This is a genomic window from Micromonospora purpureochromogenes (genome assembly GCF_900091515.1).
Lineage (GTDB): Bacteria > Actinomycetota > Actinomycetes > Mycobacteriales > Micromonosporaceae > Micromonospora > Micromonospora purpureochromogenes.
Genome location: NZ_LT607410.1, coordinates 179,477 through 195,369 on the forward strand (window position 1 = coordinate 179,477; position 15,893 = coordinate 195,369).

At 73.1% G+C, this 15,893-nt stretch carries 18 protein-coding genes; 3 read left to right on the plus strand and 15 right to left on the minus strand.

Translation table 11 applies throughout. The annotated features are described in order from the left end of the window. Positions 1–10: 10 nt before the first annotated feature. Entirely contained in the window at positions 11–1,495 is a 1,485-nt protein-coding gene (locus GA0074696_RS00835; RefSeq protein ID WP_088964281.1) for an AAA family ATPase, read from the minus strand. 103 nt (positions 1,496–1,598) lie between these two features. Between GA0074696_RS00835 and GA0074696_RS00840 the strand changes: the two genes are divergently transcribed. Next, entirely contained in the window at positions 1,599–1,814 is a 216-nt protein-coding gene (locus tag GA0074696_RS00840; protein WP_088959319.1) for a hypothetical protein, read from the plus strand. A gap of 44 nt (positions 1,815–1,858) precedes the next feature. On the opposite strand, the gene GA0074696_RS00845 is transcribed toward GA0074696_RS00840, so the two are convergent. The 8 genes from GA0074696_RS00845 to GA0074696_RS30595 form a co-directional block, all read right to left on the minus strand. Then, positions 1,859–3,070, minus strand: a complete 1,212-nt coding sequence (locus GA0074696_RS00845; protein WP_088959320.1) for an ABC transporter permease — start codon at positions 3,068–3,070, stop codon at positions 1,859–1,861. Further along, positions 3,067–3,744, minus strand: coding sequence for an ABC transporter ATP-binding protein (locus GA0074696_RS00850; protein ID WP_088959321.1), 678 nt, complete (start codon positions 3,742–3,744; stop codon positions 3,067–3,069). The genes GA0074696_RS00845 and GA0074696_RS00850 overlap by 4 nt, the downstream gene beginning before the upstream one ends. Then, positions 3,741–4,820 carry a peptidoglycan-binding domain-containing protein gene (locus GA0074696_RS00855; RefSeq protein WP_088959322.1) on the minus strand — a complete coding sequence of 360 codons (1,080 nt, stop codon included), beginning with the start codon at positions 4,818–4,820 and terminating at the stop codon, positions 3,741–3,743. Before GA0074696_RS00855 ends, GA0074696_RS00850 begins: the two co-directional genes overlap by 4 nt. After that, positions 4,817–5,260, minus strand: coding sequence for a S26 family signal peptidase (locus GA0074696_RS00860; protein ID WP_088959323.1), 444 nt, complete (start codon positions 5,258–5,260; stop codon positions 4,817–4,819). The genes GA0074696_RS00855 and GA0074696_RS00860 overlap by 4 nt, the downstream gene beginning before the upstream one ends. Before the next feature lie 11 nt (positions 5,261–5,271). Continuing rightward, positions 5,272–5,769 carry a hypothetical protein gene (locus tag GA0074696_RS00865; RefSeq protein WP_088959324.1) on the minus strand — a complete coding sequence of 166 codons (498 nt, stop codon included), beginning with the start codon at positions 5,767–5,769 and terminating at the stop codon, positions 5,272–5,274. Between the two features lie 59 nt (positions 5,770–5,828). Beyond that, positions 5,829–7,814 carry an ABC transporter ATP-binding protein gene (locus tag GA0074696_RS00870; protein ID WP_231925215.1) on the minus strand — a complete coding sequence of 662 codons (1,986 nt, stop codon included), beginning with the start codon at positions 7,812–7,814 and terminating at the stop codon, positions 5,829–5,831. Beyond that, positions 7,811–8,353 carry a thioredoxin domain-containing protein gene (locus GA0074696_RS00875; protein WP_088959325.1) on the minus strand — a complete coding sequence of 181 codons (543 nt, stop codon included), beginning with the start codon at positions 8,351–8,353 and terminating at the stop codon, positions 7,811–7,813. Before GA0074696_RS00875 ends, GA0074696_RS00870 begins: the two co-directional genes overlap by 4 nt. 107 nt (positions 8,354–8,460) lie before the next feature. After that, positions 8,461–8,625 (minus strand): hypothetical protein, encoded by a 165-nt coding sequence (locus tag GA0074696_RS30595; RefSeq protein WP_157745745.1) that lies wholly within the window; start codon positions 8,623–8,625, stop codon positions 8,461–8,463. A gap of 371 nt (positions 8,626–8,996) precedes the next feature. On the opposite strand from GA0074696_RS30595, the gene GA0074696_RS00880 reads away from it, so the two are divergent. Together GA0074696_RS00880 and GA0074696_RS00885 are read left to right on the plus strand one after the other, a co-directional pair. Continuing rightward, positions 8,997–9,236 carry a response regulator transcription factor gene (locus GA0074696_RS00880; protein WP_197700802.1) on the plus strand — a complete coding sequence of 80 codons (240 nt, stop codon included), beginning with the start codon at positions 8,997–8,999 and terminating at the stop codon, positions 9,234–9,236. Between the two features lie 2 nt (positions 9,237–9,238). Beyond that, a complete protein-coding gene (locus GA0074696_RS00885) occupies positions 9,239–9,787 on the plus strand; it encodes a MauE/DoxX family redox-associated membrane protein (protein ID WP_088959327.1) in 549 nt (182 codons plus the stop codon). Positions 9,788–9,829: 42 nt separating this feature from the next. Here the strand turns inward: GA0074696_RS00885 and ccsB are convergent, their stop codons facing one another. From ccsB to hemL, 6 genes are read right to left on the minus strand one after another with little or no spacing between them, the layout of a single operon-like run. Beyond that, positions 9,830–10,807 carry a c-type cytochrome biogenesis protein CcsB gene (gene ccsB / locus GA0074696_RS00890; protein ID WP_088959328.1) on the minus strand — a complete coding sequence of 326 codons (978 nt, stop codon included), beginning with the start codon at positions 10,805–10,807 and terminating at the stop codon, positions 9,830–9,832. Next, positions 10,807–12,432: a cytochrome c biogenesis protein ResB gene (locus GA0074696_RS00895; RefSeq protein ID WP_088959329.1), complete on the minus strand. Its 1,626-nt coding sequence runs from the start codon at positions 12,430–12,432 to the stop codon at positions 10,807–10,809. The genes ccsB and GA0074696_RS00895 overlap by 1 nt, the downstream gene beginning before the upstream one ends. Continuing rightward, a complete protein-coding gene (locus GA0074696_RS00900) occupies positions 12,432–13,286 on the minus strand; it encodes a cytochrome c biogenesis CcdA family protein (protein WP_088959330.1) in 855 nt (284 codons plus the stop codon). The genes GA0074696_RS00895 and GA0074696_RS00900 overlap by 1 nt, the downstream gene beginning before the upstream one ends. Continuing rightward, on the minus strand, positions 13,286–13,858 hold the full coding sequence (locus GA0074696_RS00905) for a TlpA family protein disulfide reductase (RefSeq protein ID WP_088959331.1): 573 nt from the start codon (positions 13,856–13,858) through the stop codon (positions 13,286–13,288). The genes GA0074696_RS00900 and GA0074696_RS00905 overlap by 1 nt, the downstream gene beginning before the upstream one ends. Continuing rightward, a complete protein-coding gene (locus GA0074696_RS00910) occupies positions 13,858–14,505 on the minus strand; it encodes a histidine phosphatase family protein (protein WP_088959332.1) in 648 nt (215 codons plus the stop codon). The genes GA0074696_RS00905 and GA0074696_RS00910 overlap by 1 nt, the downstream gene beginning before the upstream one ends. Before the next feature lie 5 nt (positions 14,506–14,510). Then, positions 14,511–15,848: a glutamate-1-semialdehyde 2,1-aminomutase gene (gene hemL / locus GA0074696_RS00915; protein ID WP_088959333.1), complete on the minus strand. Its 1,338-nt coding sequence runs from the start codon at positions 15,846–15,848 to the stop codon at positions 14,511–14,513. Between the last annotated feature and the right edge of the window lie 45 nt (positions 15,849–15,893).

Genomic DNA, 15,893 nt, shown 5'->3' on the forward strand with positions numbered 1-15,893 from the left:
CCTGCTCGCCTCAGGCCCCGGCGTAGAGCATGTCGAGGTCCACCAGGACCACGTCCTCGCGACCGTTCGCCGCCCCCGTCAACTCCTCCGTGAAACCCTCCGCGCTCGCCAGCAGCAGTCGGGTGCCGCGCGCGTCGAAGCCGGGTCGCGGAAGCAGCAGCTCGCGCAGCCGCCCGAGCCGTTCCAGATCGGGTACGCCCAACCGGCGGCCCCACTTCACCTCACCGATGGCGAGCAGGGGGCGGGGGCCGTCGCCGAGGGGCGGCTCGCCGAGCGCGACGAGGTCGAGTTCGTGACTGGTCCGGCTGGCGGGATCGGTCAACGTGGCGGCGCTCGCCTCACCGACCAACCCACCCAGGACGTCCGGATCGGCGAAGCGCACCGACCATTGCCGGACGATCTCCTCGAATCGCGGCCCGAGCACCGCGCTGGCGTACCGGCGCTGTGACCGACGCCAGACGTCCCCGCCCCGGCGCTGCTCCAAAGCCGTCCAGGCCGGTCGCATCACCGCCTGGTAGAAGGTGATGAGGGGTTCGGTGATCCGGTAGCTGCTGCGCCCGCTCCGCAGCGGATCCAGCTCACGGAGCAGGAGGCCGGCGTCCTCCAGCACGGTGAGCGGGTGTTGCAGCTCGTTCGCCTTCCGCCCGATGTAGTCAGCGATGCCGCCACGACTGGCGTTCCCCTCGGCGACCGCGGCAAGCACCGAGTGGTAGAGCGCGGTGTCACGCAGGTCCGGGTCCTCCGCCAACAGGTACCGCGCCTCCCGGAAGAGCGGACGCGCCGGGTTGAGCACCGCACGGGTGACCCAGGCGTCGAAGTCCTCCAGCCCGGTCGGCGCGTCGTCCTGGACGTACTCCCTCCGGTAGGCCGGCGTGCCGCCGACGATGGCGAACACCTTCGCCGCCAGCGCCGGGTCTTCGATGCCCCAGAAGGTCGCCGCCGCGCGGTAGTCGAGGGGCTGGACCGACAGTTCCAGCCCGGCCCGGCCGCGCAGCGGGGCCGAACCGGCAAGGAGATTGCCCATGAAGGACAGGGCCGAGCCGCAGAGCAGAAGGCGGGTCTGCGACCCGACCCGCTCCGGCCGCCCGGGCGTGAGGGCGTGCTGAATGATCGACGGCAGATCCCGTGCGGCGCGGACCAGGTACGGGAACTCGTCGATCACCACGGTCGTCGGCCGGTCGCGCCCGAGTGCGAGCAGCGCGTCGACGGCGCCGGCCCAGTCCGCGAGGTGGACAGGCCCGGGCGCGCCGGTGAACGCGCCGATCGCTTCGCCGAGCCGTCGGAGCGACTCCGCGGACGTCGCCTCCGTGGCGCCGAAGTAGAAGCCTCTGCTCGCCAGGGCGAGTTCGTACAGCAGTAGCGTCTTGCCCTGCCGACGTCGACCACTGACCACCCCGAGCGTGGCGCCCGGACGTTCGTCAGCGGCGAAGCGGGCCAACTCGGCCCACTCGACGTCCCGATCGAAGATCCCTTGCGGCTTCGCCAGCCCGGCCATGCCCGTCACCCGCATTTCGTAGAAGTACAGTTCTTAGAAGTGTAGTTCTACATTCTGCGGAGGGCGGCGGGACGCGCTGCGGCTTTTGGGTCAGCATGGCGGAATGGACGACGCGTACGTGGTGGGTGACCCGGACGGCCTCTCGCCCCTCCTGGCCGAGATCCGCGACGCGGTGGCCCGCGAGCTGCACGCCCAGCTCGCCCTGCGGGCGGAGCGGATCGAGCTGGCCGACGTGCCGGAGATCGCCTACCAGGTGACCCTCCGCGTGGACCGGGTCCTCACCGGCCGGGCGACGACGAGGGCTCGCCGAGCCGGTTGACCGCCGCCGCAGCGCCGGCCCGCCGAGACGCCGGGCGCCGAGCTTCAGGGCGCGGCGAGCGCCGTGGTCGGAGCGAGCCGCGCCGCTCGCACCGCGGGATACAGCCCGGCCATTCCGCCGATCGCCACGGTCAGCAGCAGGGCGCATCCCGTCGCCCAGGCCGGCACCAGCACGGGCCAACCCTGAGCCACCGCGTACACCGCGGTCACCCCGACACCGAGTGCCGCCCCGGCCGTCCCACCGAGGAAGGACAGCAGCAACGACTCGACGAAGAACTGGAGTCGGACCTGTCCCCGAGTGGCGCCGAGCGCCCGCCGGAGCCCCACCTCAGAACGGCGTTCGAGCACCGAGATGACCATCGTGTTGGCGACCCCGACACCCCCCACCACCAGGGCCACCGCTCCCAACCCGAGGAGCAGCCGGGTCAGCGCGCGATTCGCCGCAGCCTTGGCCACCAGGGCGTCCGACGGTCGGGACACCAGCACCTCGTCCGGGTGCTGCGGGTTGGCGGTCGGCGCGAGAACCCGCCGTACTCCGGCGATCGCCGACTCCCGGGCCCGGACGAACACCGTGGTCGGATGGCCGTCGAAGGCGAGCCGATGCACCGCGGCCTCCCAGCCGATCAGCGCCGCCCCGTCCAGCTCGGGCGCCAGCGGTGCCGGTGCGAGGACGCCGATCACGGTGAACCACTGCCCGCCGAGCCAGACCTGGAGACCGGGCACGAGACGCCCCACTCCCAGCCAACCGGCCGCGCGGTCGCCCAGCACCACGGTGGGGAACTGCCCGGTGGCCGGACTGAACCACCCACCCTGCGCCATCCCGGCGCCCACCGCGTCCAGCAGGTTCTGCCTGGCGGCCAGCACCGAGATCCCGCCGGACTCCGCCTCCGGGACGAGATCGGTGCGGTACACGTTGACCCCGGCGAGCTGGGCCACGCTGCTCACACCGGTGACCGGCCCGATCCGGCCGATCATCGCCTCCGCCTCCGTTGGCAGGCGGGCGTTACCTCCCGCGAACTGCTGACCAGGGGCGACCCGGAGCAGATTGGTCCCGATCCGGGAGAGGGTGCGGTCGAGGTCGGCACGACCGGAGGTGGTGATGCCAACGACCGCCACCATCGCGGCGATTCCGATGGCGATCCCGAGCGCCGAGAGGACCCCTCGCAGGGGCCGGGTCCGCAGCCCCACACCCCCGACCCGGACGACGTCGGCCAGGCCGAGCCGGGCCGGCCGGGGTGGTGACGATGGCGCGTTCATCCGCACACCTCACGGTTGACCAGTCGACCGTCGGCCATCTCGATCCGGCAGGGCATGCGCGCCGCGATGTCCCGATCATGGGTGATGATCACGATCGTGGTGCCCGTGGCATGGAGGTCGTCGAGGATCCGCAGCACCGCCGCGCCCGCCCCGCTGTCCAGGTTGCCCGTCGGCTCGTCGGCGAGAAGCAGCGCGGGGTCGCCGGCCACTGCCCTGGCGATGGCCACCCGCTGCCGCTCGCCACCGGACAGCTCGTGCGGCGCATGCTCCAGGCGGTGGCCCAGCCCCACCCGTTCCAGCGCCGCGCGGGCGGACCTGCGCCGTTGCGGCCGCCCCACCCCGGTGTAGAGCAACCCTTCGGCGACGTTGTCCAGCGCCGACACCCCGGCGGCCAGATGGAACTGCTGGAAGACGAAGCCGATCCGCTGCGCCCGCAACGCCGACAACTGGCGGTCGGTCAGCGTCGCCACGTCGTGGCCGTCCACCTCGACCGTCCCGCCCGTCGCCCGGTCCAGCGTGCCGGCGAGATGCAGCAGGGTGGACTTGCCGGAGCCGGAGGGACCAACCACCGCCACCAGCTCACCGCGGCCGATCACCAGGTCCACTCCGCGCAGCGCCTGCACCCCGCCCGGGTAGTGCCGCGACACCCGCGTGAACCGCACTGCGGGCGTCATGCCGGCACACCGACCCGGACGCCCTCGGCCAGCGCGGGCCCCTCGACCTCCACCCGGCCGTTGGCGAACATGCCGACCTTCACCGGCACGATCCGCGTTTCCCCGCCCTCCACCAGCTCCACGCCGTACCCGCCCTCAGCGAGCGCCAGCAGGGCGGTCACCGGAACGGTGAGCACCGCCCGGCGTTGGGCGATGACGAACTGGAGCTGGACGTCCGTACGGTCCAGGGACGCCACCCGCTGCTGGTCGAGGACACGGACCAGCACGGTGAGCCCCGGACCGGCCCCCTGCCCGTTCTGGCCTCCCGTGCCGGCCCGGACCTCCGCCACCGTCCCCGTTACCGGCCGGTCGTCGGGCAGGACCACGGTGACCTTCGCGCCCACCACGGCGAGCCGCTCGTCCGCGGCAGGCAGCTGCGCCGAGACGAGTCGGGCCGTGCCGGTCACGCCGACCACCGGCCCGGTCGACGGGTCACCGAGCCGGGCGCGGTGGTCGGCCACCCGTACCGGTCCAGCGGTGAAGAGGAGCTGGCCGGTACTGATCCGGCCGGTGCGGGCCATGCCGCCCGCTTCTTGCCATCGGCGGACCGCCCGGGCCGTGCCCGCGGTGTAACGGTCGTCCACGGTGATGCCGTCGTACCCGAGCGCTACGAGGTTCTCCTCCACCTGGCGCACGTCCCGGCCGCGGCTGCCGACACCCAGCTCCCGCCACATTGGACGGGGCCCGTAGAAGAGCACCACCGGCCGGTCGTCCACGAAGAAGAGCGCGCCGCCCCGCCGCACCTCGGACCCGACCGGCGCGAGCTGAGTGACCGTCCCCGGCAACCGGCCCACCACCGCGGTCGGCTCGCCGAAGGCGAGTACCCCGCGGACGGTACGCAGGTCGGCCAGGTCGCCGCGGCTCACCACAGCCGTGGCCGGCGGCAGCCGGTCCTGTTCCTCGCCCCTGGTCGTGCCCCGGCCGACGCCAGCCGACGCCATGGCCACGGCGACCACCGCCGTCACCGCCCCGGCCACGACGAGGATCCGAGCCCGCCGGGCCGGCCGGCGACGCGCCACCGGCAACGGTTCCGTCATCGGTCGCCACCGCCGGTCGCGTCGCCCTCGTCCACCGCGGCCGACAGCCGCACCAGCACCACGCCGGTCACCGTTCGGGCGGGTATCCAGCCGAGCCGCCGGGAGTCCAGGCTCCGCGGGTTGTCCCCGCGTACCAGGAGATGACCCGGAGGAACCCGGTCCGCGTCCACCGCGGCGCGCAGGTCGGCCGGCACCGGTTGACCTGCGGTCGCCGCGACCCGCTTGACCAGGTGCGGCGGATCGCTCGGGCCGGCGCCCGGGTGGCCGAAGAGGACCACCTGACCCACCCGGCACGCCCGGCGGCGCACCGCCAGCAGGAGGTCCCCGTCGGAGAGTGCCGGACTCATGCTGCCGCCGTTCACCCGGACGACGAGCAGCCGCGGGCGGACCAGCAGCACCGAGCCGACGACCGCGACGAGAATCAGGAGCAGCCACGCCATCCCGGACCGCCTCAGCCGGCCGAGCTGACGGCGGGGGCCGGGAAACGCTTCGCGCACGTCTCCTGCACGGCTCGGACCTGGGCCGAGTAGGGGTCGATGTCGCGCGGCAGCCGTTGCGTGTTGCTGTTGGGCACCGGGTCCGGCCACGCCGGGTAGCCGTTCTCCCGGATGCAGCGAGCCACCTGCCGGCGCACCTCGAACTCCTCCGGCGACTCCTGCCTCAGTTCACCGGCCGGCAGGAGCGACCGGCACGCGGCGGTAGCCTCCTCCATCCGCCGCGGATCGATGTCCGGTGCGGAGGGGCGGGCGGTCGCGTCGGGATCCGGGTCCGGCATGGCGACCCCGTGGTCTCGCATGCACTGCGCGTACCGACGCATCGCCGCGTCCACGCCGCCGGGCACGTCCGCCGGCAGGGCGGTGGCGGTCGGCCTGCCACCGACCGTCGCGATCCCGTCCCCATTCTCCGCCCGGCAGCCAGCCGCCGCAGGCGCCAGGCTCAGCGCCAGCACGACCGCAACTGCCCACGTGGCCCCCCACCCCCGGCGCCGATCCCCCGTCAACTCCGTCATCACCCGTCCCCAGACGTCCGCGGGAGCCCGACGGCCTCCGCCTCGACAACCATCATCGATGCCGGTGGCGCGAGATCCAAGGGCCGACCGTCCCGCCGCGCCCGTCGGACCGGCACTGCTCCCGGGAACAGCGGCGACGGCACGGGCACCCGCTCGTCCTGGTATCCGGCAGCCTGTGTGGTGAACATTGTGGCGTACCCGCCGCCGGCGGCCATCAATTCGTCGTGCGTCCCCCGCTCCGCCACCCGCCCTCCGTCGAGGACGACAATCAGGTCGGCGTCGCGCAACCCACTGAGACGGTGGGAGACGAGCAGACTGGTCCGGCCCTGTCGGTGCTCCCGTACCGTGTGGTGGATCCGGTGCTCGGCAAGGGCGTCCAGGCCTGAGCTGGGCTCGTCGAGGATCAGCAGGTCGGCCCCGGTACGCATCAGCGACCGGGCCAACGCGAGCCGCTGGCCCTGCCCGCCGGAGAGGGTCACGCCCTGCTCCCGGATCGCGCCCTCGAAGAACAACCGGCTGACCAGGGTGTCGTACCCGCGGGGGAGGGCCCGGACGAATTCGTCGGCCTCTGCGAGGGTGGCCGCCCGGACGACGGCCGGCAGTTCCGTCAGCCGGTCCACGTCCCCGACGCCGACGTTCTCGCCCGCGGTCAACTCGTAGGTCATGTAGTCCTGGAACGTCGCGCCCATCCGTCGCCGCAGGTCGGCGACGCGAAACTCGCGAAGGTCCGTCCCGTCCCAGGTGATGCGCCCCCGCTCTGGGTCGTAGAAGCGGCAGAGCAACTTGATCACGGTGCTCTTGCCGGCACCGTTCGCACCGACGACGCCCAACGCCTGTCCGACGGGGATCCGCAGATCGACGCCGCGCAGCACCCAGTCGCCGGAGGGGTGGTAGCGGAACCACACGTCGTGGAACTCGATCGCGTCGCTGAGCGGAGGAGGCACCCGGGATCCGTCCGCGAGGTCCGGTTCCGCCCCGACGACCGCGCGGTAGTGCCGGAACAGCCGTACTTCGCGCGCCGCCGAGGCGAGCTGGCTGACCGTACCCCCGAACGCGCCCTGCACCCCTACGACCGCCGCCACGAAGAGCACGACATCGCCGGCGCTGAGCGACCCCGTGGCGGCCCGGTAGACCACGGCCATCGCTCCCGCAGCCGCCAGCGCCGTGCCGACCAGCGCGTACCCGCTCTGGGTGAGCGCCGCGCGTTGCTCCATCCGCAGCTCGCGGCCGCTCGTCTCGCGAAGACCGGCGACCATCCGGTCGTGAAACAGCCCCCCGAGCCCGTACAGCCGGATCTCTTTGACAGCGGCGAGGTTCGTGAGCAGCGACTGGTACGAGAAGCGCCGGCGGTGCATCGCCATCGTCGCCTCAGTGACGCCGGCCTGCTCGCGGGCCAGGGCGAACTGCGCCCAGACCGAGGCGGCGCCGACGATCAGCAACAGCACCGCCATCGGCCACCACACGGTGGCCACCACGCCCAGGAAACCGGTGGTCACCACCATCACCCGTACGATCGCCAGCAGGAACCCCGAGACGCTGGAGGGTGCGGCGGCAGCCGACTGCTCGGCAAGGCGGAGCCGGTCCTGAAAGTCGGGGTCCTCGAACCGGGCCAGGCCGGGGAGCCGGTTGACGGCGCCGTACAGCTCGCTCTCGACTCGCAGGGCGATGGCCCGCTGCTGGGCTGCCGTCGCGAGGCTGGCCAGATAGCCCAGCACCGTGCCGATGCCGCCGAGGGCCAGGGTGAGGCCAGCAATCATGACGAGCCCACCGGCGTGGGCCGTCCGCGCGCCTGTCAGACCGTCGACGAGCAGCTTGCTCGCCCAGGCGGACGCGGCCGGCGTCAGCCCGCTGAGCGCCATCACCCCGAGCCCGGCCAGGCAGGCCGCGGGAGAGGCCGCCCAGCCGAGCCGGAGCGCCTGCCCGGCGAGCGCCAGGTGCGTCCGCGGTGGCAGCTCCGCGCCGTCCGCGTCGGGACGCTCGGTCACGCTCGTCCTCCGGCGCCGGCCGGCTCGGCGGCGGCGAGCCGGTTCGACGCGAACGCGACGGCACCGTCCACGATGCGCAGCACCGCCGGGTACGCAGTCACCCCGAACGCCTCGGCCACGGTGGTGTCGCCGGTGCCCACCACCACCACGCGGGCTCGTTCAGGCAGATCGGACAGGACCTCCCGGGTCTCCGTCTCGGCCACGTCGCCGAGCACGAAGACGATCAGCGGCCCCGGGTCCGCCGGGGCGGCGTGCAGGGCGCGGAGCACCTCGGCGCACGGCCCGCAGCCGGGCATCAGGAACACGGCGAGTGACGACCCGGAGTGGAAGTCCTCGTCGTGGACCTGCCCGCCGTCGAGCGTGGGCAGAGCGAACGGCCCGATCCGACGACCGGTCGCCGGCAGTGCGCTGTCGGGCTCGGTCCGGCGGCCCGACTCCAGTTCGCGGAGCCGCCGCACGACGGCGAGGGTCAGGGCGACGTTGCCGAGCAGGACAAGGGACATGACCGCCACGACGGCGCCCAGAATGGTTGTGCCCACCTTCGGTCCTCTCCCGCGGCCGGCCCCGCCGTGCCGCGATCTGGGATGGCCCCGCGGAGAGCGGCCGACTAGCCGCCCACCGCGGAGGCGCTTGGTCGAGCCGTTGCTCAGCAGCTGCTCTGGGTCTCCCGGCAGGTGCCGTAGCAGTTGTAGGTCCACTTGTAGTAGCTGTAGTAGCAGTAGTACGGGTCGCAGCCGATGAAGTACCGCTTGCACGCGCACTGCTGCCCGCTCTCGGGGATGCAGGCGCCGGCCTCGGTGCGGGGCACCATGAGCGCGATAACATCGGCGACGGCGTGGCGTAGTGGTCGGGCCTTGAGAAGTGTCCTCACCCTGTCCTCCTAACGGTCGGTGAGGGCGTCGGCGGCTGCGGCGTAGCGGCGTCGCAGCCGCGCCCTCCTGGTGAGCCGAAAGCTACGGAGTCCACACGGGCGGGCAAAGAGTCGGCGACCGTGATGGCGGAAGACCGCCAACCGTTCCACCGCGCGTGACCGGGTCAGTACGGATCGACCCGGAACGATAACCTGTCGTTCATTCTTCCTCTGCTCAATCCGGGGACGGGCTGGGGGTTCGGATGACCGATGTGAGCGTTACGGCGGCCGCAGGGCACGACGCCACGGAACCTGAGGACGGTGCGGCCGACGTGCAGCTCGTCCAGATCCTCGGCCTGCTCGCGCAGGGACTCACCGACGCGGCGGTCGCCCGGCAACTGCACATCGGGCAACGGACGGTGGAGCGACGGATCGCCGCCCTCATGGCGCGCCACGGCATCCACAGCCGGATCCAGCTCGGCGTGCTGGCGGCCCGTCGCGGCTGGATCGAGGGCCATCCGGTGCCGCAGGTGGAGATGCTTCCCCTGCCCCGACCCGACGGGGCGGTCTAGCCATGACCTACCTGGACGTGTTCCTCCGCGCCATGCTGATCACCGTCTTCGGGCTCGCCGCCGTCGGGAAGCTCCGTAGCCGGGCCGCGTTCACCTCGTTCGCCGACTCGCTGGCCTCCGTCGGGGTCGGCACCCGGCGACGCCGTGACCTGGCGGCGGCGATGGTGGCCGTGACCGAGACGGCGATCGTGGCCGGTCTGGCCGTGCCGGCCACCGTGACCGACGGGTACGCCCTGGCGCTGCTCACCCTGGCCGTCTTCACCGCCGCGGTCGGCCGGGCCCTGCACAGCGGCCGGGTCGTTCGCTGCCGTTGCTTCCTCGGGGACGGTGGCGAGATGAACCGGGGGCACCTGCTCCGCAACGCAGTGCTGGCCGGCGCTGCCGCAGCCGGGCTGATGCTGCGGTGGACCGCCCAGCCCGCCGCCACCGTGGACGTGGCCGCCGGGCTCGCCGGGCTCGCCGGGCTCGTCGTCGGGCTCGGTGTCACCCACTGGGACGACCTGACTCATCTGTTTCGTCCGGTGGAGGCGGCAGCCGCTAGGAGACGCTGACTGCATGCGGTGCCGGTCCCCACCCGGCCGGAGACCGGACGGTCAGCTGACCCCGGCGTACGAGTGCAGGCCGGTGAAGAAGAAGTTCACCCCGAACAGGTTCATCAGCATGGTCAGGAAGCCGAGCACGGCGACCCAGGTGGCCACGTTGCGCTTCACGCTCGGCGTCGCCCGGGCGTGCAGGTAGCCGGCGTAGACCACCCACGAGATGAACGCCCAGGTCTCCTTCGGGTCCCAGCCCCACGCCCGACCCCAGGCCGCCTCGGCCCAGATCGCGCCGGCGATCACCGCGAAGGTGAAGACCGGGAACGCGAAGGCGTGCAGCGCGAAGGTCAGCCGTTCCAGGCCGGCCGCCGCGGGCAGCCGCCGGGCCAGCGTGTACGGGAAGCTCCGCTTGCCCTGCTCGTACCCGTTGCGGATCAGGAACGCCATCGCCGGCACCACGCCCAGCAGGAAGATGCCGGAGCTGAACACGATCGTCGACACGTGGACGATGAACCAGTACGACTGGAGCGCCGGCATCAGCGGCACCACCTGGACGTAGAGCTTCAGCTCGGCGAAGGCGAGCAGCAGCACCATCACCAGGGTGAGGAAGAGCCCCAGCCGGCGCAGCGCGGGGCGCTTGACGAGCACCGCCAGCCAGGCCGCCGTGCCGATCCAGGTGACCGTCAGCACGAACTCGTACATGTTGCCCCAGGGCATCCGCTCGGCGGCGATGCCCCGGGTGACCAGCGCCCCGAGGTGCAGCGCGGCGGCCAGCACGGTGATCCCGGTGGCGATCCGCCCGGCCAGCCGGGCCCGCTGCGCCGACCGGCTGCGCCGGGCCTCGGCGGCCACCGGGGCGGCGGGGGCGTCGACCGGGCCGCCGGTGGCGCCCACTGCGGCGCCGACCAGCTCACGGGCGGGGGCGGCCGACACCGCGCGGACGTTGCCCAGCGCGTACTCGACGGCGTGGCTGATCATCGCGATCAGGTACGCCAGGATCGCGAACGTCACCAGCTGGTCGGAGACTGCGGACATCACTCGACTCCCTCTCGCGCCCGCCCGTCGGTCCGCCCGTCGCCGCTGACCGCGGCGACGACCTGCGCGAACTCGTCGGCGAACCCTGGATGCTCGGTGCGCGGCAGCCCACCGGCCTCCACCAAACTACTACCGTTCGTCGGAGATCCACTGGCGGGGTCGACGGGGGTCACCCGGAACCAGACCCGCCGGCGCCGGGCGAAGAGCGAACCCATCAGCCCGCCCAGCAGCACCACGCAGGCGCCGAGCATCAGCGTCTGGCCGGGGGCGTGCCGCACCGAGAGCGTGATGTACGGCCTGGTGCCCACGAACTCCAGGCTGCTGCCGTCGTCCAGGGTCCACTTCTCCCCGATGCCCAGCTTCTTCTGGCCGATCTCCTTGAGCTTGCCGCTGGTCACCTGGCGCTGGTCGAGCTGGTAGACCGAGCCGGGGATGCCGGCGTCCAGCCCCAGGTTGCCCCGGTAGGCGGTCAGCACCACCGCCGGGTTCCGCTCGGTCGGGTACTTCGACTCGACGAAGGGCGCGCTGTCCGGCGCGGTCGGCAGGTAGAGCCCGTCGAAGGCGACCTGCTGGTCGGCGGCGCGCCTGCCGGTCTTCGGGTCGACGTTGGCGTCCGGGAAGGCGGCCACGCCCTCGCTGGTGAGGTTGGCGTCCCCGGAGGTCAGGAACGGCACCGTGCTGGTCTGGCTGCGCCCGTACCGGTCGGTGTACTTCAGGATCGGGGCGTATCCGTGGCCGAGCAGGTAGACGTTGGCGGGGCCGAGCCGCAGCGGCGAGTTGACCGAGAAGTCGGCCGCCCGCTTCGTGCCGTCCGGCTCGTCCACGGTCACCGAGGCCCGGTAGCGCTCCGGCTGGCCGGAGGGGAGGAACCGGGCGTCGAAGGTGTCCAGGGTCAGGCAGAACCCGGGCAGGTCGGCGCTGTCCACCCGCGGGCCGAGCGATGCCTCGGCGTACTGCTGGCGGGTGTTGCAGAAGGCGTTCTCCTCGCCGGCGACCAGCAGCTTGTTGCCGTGCCAGCCGTACCAGGAGCCGAGCGCGACCCCGATCAGCACGGCGACCAGCGAGGTGTGGAAGAGCAGGTTGCCGGTCTCCTTGAGGTAGCCCTTCTCGGCGGAGACCTCGTTGCCGCGTACCTCGACCCGCCAACGGCGCCGGCGCAGCACGGCGGCGATCGCCGCCGGGTCGGTGGGCGCGTGCGCCGGCAGCACCGCGTGCTGCGGCAGCCGCTCCAGCCGCTTCGGCGCGGCCGGCGGCCGGGAGCGCAGCGCGCGCAGGTGGTCGCGCATCCGGGGCAGGACGCAGCCGACCAGCGAGGTGAACAGCAACAGGTAGATCGCGGAGAACCAGACCGAGCCGAAGACCTCGAAAGCGCCGATCCGGTCGAGTTGCGGGGCCAGCTCCGGGTGCGCCCGAAAGTACTCGTTCACCTTCTCCGGGTTGACGCCGCGCTGCGGCAGCACCGAGCCGGGGATGGCGGCGACCGCGAGCAGGAACAACAGCACCAGGGCGGTACGCATGCTGGTGAGCTGCCGCCACGAGTTGCGCACCAGGGCCAGCACCGGGTTGGGCCGCCGCCGGGGCGCCTCGGCCGGTGGGGTGGCCGGCCGGTCGTCCACGGTCGTCATCAGATGCTCACCTCGCCCACGCCCACGGTCGTCTGCAGCCAGATCACGAAGTTCTGCCACCCGCCGGTGACCAGCGCCAGGCCGATCAGGATCAGCAGGGCGCCGCCGATGCGGGTCACCCAGCGGCTGTTTCGCCGCACGGCGCGGAAGACCCCGAGCATGCGGTGGAAGCCCAGCCCGAAGGCGACGAACGGTACCCCCAGGCCGAGGCAGTAGGCCACGGCCAGCACCACGGCCCGGTCGGTCTTGCCGGCCGCCGTGGCCATGCCGAGCACCGCGCCGAGCGTCGGGCCGGTGCAGGGCAGCCAGCTCAGCGCGAAGACCGCGCCGAGGACCGGCGCACCGAGCAGCCCGGCGGCGGGCAGCCGCTGGATGCGGAACTCCCGCTGCATGCCGGGGACGACGCCCAGGTAGCTCAGCCCGAGCAGCACGACCAGCGCGCCGATGACGATCTCCAGCGTCCGCTCGTGGTCGAAGAAGACCCGGCCGAAGCTGGCGAAGAGGATCGCGGTGGCGGTGAAGACGACGGTGAAGCCGGCGATGAAGAGCAGCGTCCCGGCGAGCACCCGCCCCTTGACCGCGGCCACCGGCCGGGCGGCCACGGGCGTCGCGACGGCCACCCCGCCGCCGGCCGCGCCCGCGTCACCGGGGGCCGCGCCGCCGGCCGGGGACTTTTCGGCCCGCGCCCGCCCCTCCAGGTCCGCGCCGGCGAGCCCGGTCACGTACGACAGGTAGCCGGGCATCAGCGGCAGCACGCACGGGGAGAGGAAGCTGACCAGCCCGGCGAGCGCCGCCGCCCCGATCGCCAGCAGCAGCGGCCCCGACTCGGCGACCTGGCGGAACGTCTCGCCCATCAGCGGGAACCGGCGGCCGGCTGCTCGGCCGCGATCCGCTCGACGATCGGTTGCAGGCCGTCCTGCTTGACGGCCGCCCGGATCACGGTGGCGACCCGGCCGTCGCGGTCGAGCACGACGGTGGCCGGGACGGTGTTCGGCGGGATCTCCAGGGCGAGCGCCAGCCGGCTCGCCGGGTCGAACAGGCTCGGGTAGGTGACCCGGCCCTCCTCGAAGGCGACCGCCTTGTCCCGGCTGTCCTGCACGTTGATGCCGAGGAAGGTCACCCCGGCGGCCTTGGTGGCCTGGTAGGTGGCCTCCAGGTCGTCGGCCTCGGCTCGACAGGGCGCGCACCACGAGCCCCAGAAGTTGAGCACGACCACCTGGCCACGGGCCTCGGCGACGTCGTACCGGCCGCCGGTGAGCAGCTCACCGGCGATCTTCGGGGCGGCCGAGCGCTGGTCCGGCGCGCACGCGACGATGCCGCCGTCGTTGGCGCAGCGGCTCTCGCCGTTCTCGGCGGAGCAGCCGACCAGCGCCGTACCGGCGGTGACGGCGGCGAGCAGGACGGCGATCGGCCTCCGGGAACGCATCAGGCCCCCTTGGCCGTCCGGGCTGTCGTCGACATCGCGATCAGGTGCGCGGCGGGCTCGCTGTAGCCGATCCCGGTGACCTTCGCGCCGTCGAAGTGGAACGAGGTGAGGCTGGCCAGGCCGCACTGCCGGCGGCGCGGGTCGTGCCAGAGCCGCTTGCGCTCGACGTGGCGGCGCAGCGTCCAGATCGGCAGCTGGTGGGAGACCAGGACGGCCTCGCGCCCCTCGGCGGCGACCCGGGCGGCGTGCAGCGCGGCGAACATCCGCTCCGCGATGGCCTGGTAGGCCTCGCCCCACGAGGGGGTGACCGGGTCGCGCAGCACCCACCAGTTGCGCGGGTCGCGGAACGAGCCGTCGCCCGGCGAGACCTTCTTGCCCTCGAACCAGTTGGCGCTCTCGATCAGCCGCTCGTCCACCCCGACGGGGAGCCCGAACTGGGCGGCGATCGGCTCGGCGGTCTGCTGGGCGCGCTCCAGGGGGCTCGCCACCACGTGCACGATCTCCCGCTCGGCGAGCGCCTCCGCCGCCGCCTTCGCCATCTGGATGCCCAGCTCCGACAGGCGGAAGCCGGGCAGCCGCCCGTACAGGATCTGGTCCGGGTTGTGCACCTCGCCGTGCCGCAGCACGTGGACAACCGTTGCGCTCACGTTCCCTACCCCCCGTGGCCCGCTGCTGCCGCCGCGTTCGCCGCTGTCGGCAGCGCGGCCGCGATCTGCTCCAGTGCGGCGTCGTCGATCGCCGCCGAGACGAACCACGACTCGAACGCGCTCGGCGGCAGGTAGACGCCGGCGGCGAGCATCGCGTGGAAGAACGCCTTGAAGGCGGGCACCTGCTGGGTGCGGGCGCTGTCGTAGTCGCGCACCTCGGCGTCGGTGAAGAAGATCGAGAACATGTTGCCCGCGTACGACAGGCGGTGCGGGACCCCGGCGGCGGTCAGCGCGTCGGCGGCGAGCCGGCCCACGGCGGCGGCCGTCTCGTCGAGCCGGCGGTAGAGCGCGTCGTCGGCGAGTCGCAGGGTGGCCAGGCCGGCGGCGCAGGCGAGCGGATTACCGGAGAGGGTGCCGGCTTGGTAGACCGGGCCGGCGGGGGCGAGTCGGGCCATGATCTCGGTGCGCCCGCCGAACGCGGCGGCGGGCAGCCCGCCGCCCATGACCTTCCCGTACGTCCACAGGTCGGCCTCGGACGGGTCGAGCCCGTGCCAGCCGGCGCGGGAGACCCGGAAGCCGGTCATCACCTCGTCGACGATGAGCAGCGCGCCCTCGGCGTGGGCGATCGCGGCGAGCCGCTGGTTGAAGCCGTCGCGCGGGGCGACGACGCCCATGTTGCCGGCGGCGGCCTCGGTGATCACCGCGGCGATGTGCCGGCCCTCGTCGGCGAAGACCTTCTCCACCGCCGTGATGTCGTTGTACGGCAGCACGATGGTGTCGCTCGCGGCCGCGCCGGTGACGCCGGGCGAGTCGGGCAGGCCGAGGGTGGCCACGCCCGAGCCGGCGGCGGCGAGCAGCCCGTCGGAGTGGCCGTGGTAGCAGCCGGAGAACTTGATGATCTTCGAACGGCCGGTGAAGCCGCGGGCCAGCCGGATCGCCGACATGGTGGCCTCGGTGCCGGAGTTGACCAGCCGGACCTGCTCGACCGGGGTGCGGTCGACGATCTCCGCGGCCAGTTCGACCTCGCCCGGCGTCGGCGTGCCGAAGCTGGTGCCCTTGCCGGCGGCCGCCCGGATGGCCTCGACCACCTCGGGGTGGGCGTGACCGAGGATCAGCGGGCCCCAGGAGCAGACCAGGTCGACGTAGCGCCGGCCGTCGGCGTCGTAGAGCCAGGGGCCCTCCCCCCGGACCATGAAGCGCGGGGTGCCACCGACGGCACGGAAGGCGCGCACAGGGGAGTTCACCCCGCCCGGCACGATGGCCTTGGCGCGGTCGAACAGGGCCTCGGAGGCCGGCGCGTCGGCCGGGTAACGGCCGGATCCGGCGGAAAATATGTCGGTCACGATGTCGCCATTGTGTCAGCGCCGAACGGCCAATCGGCAGCCACC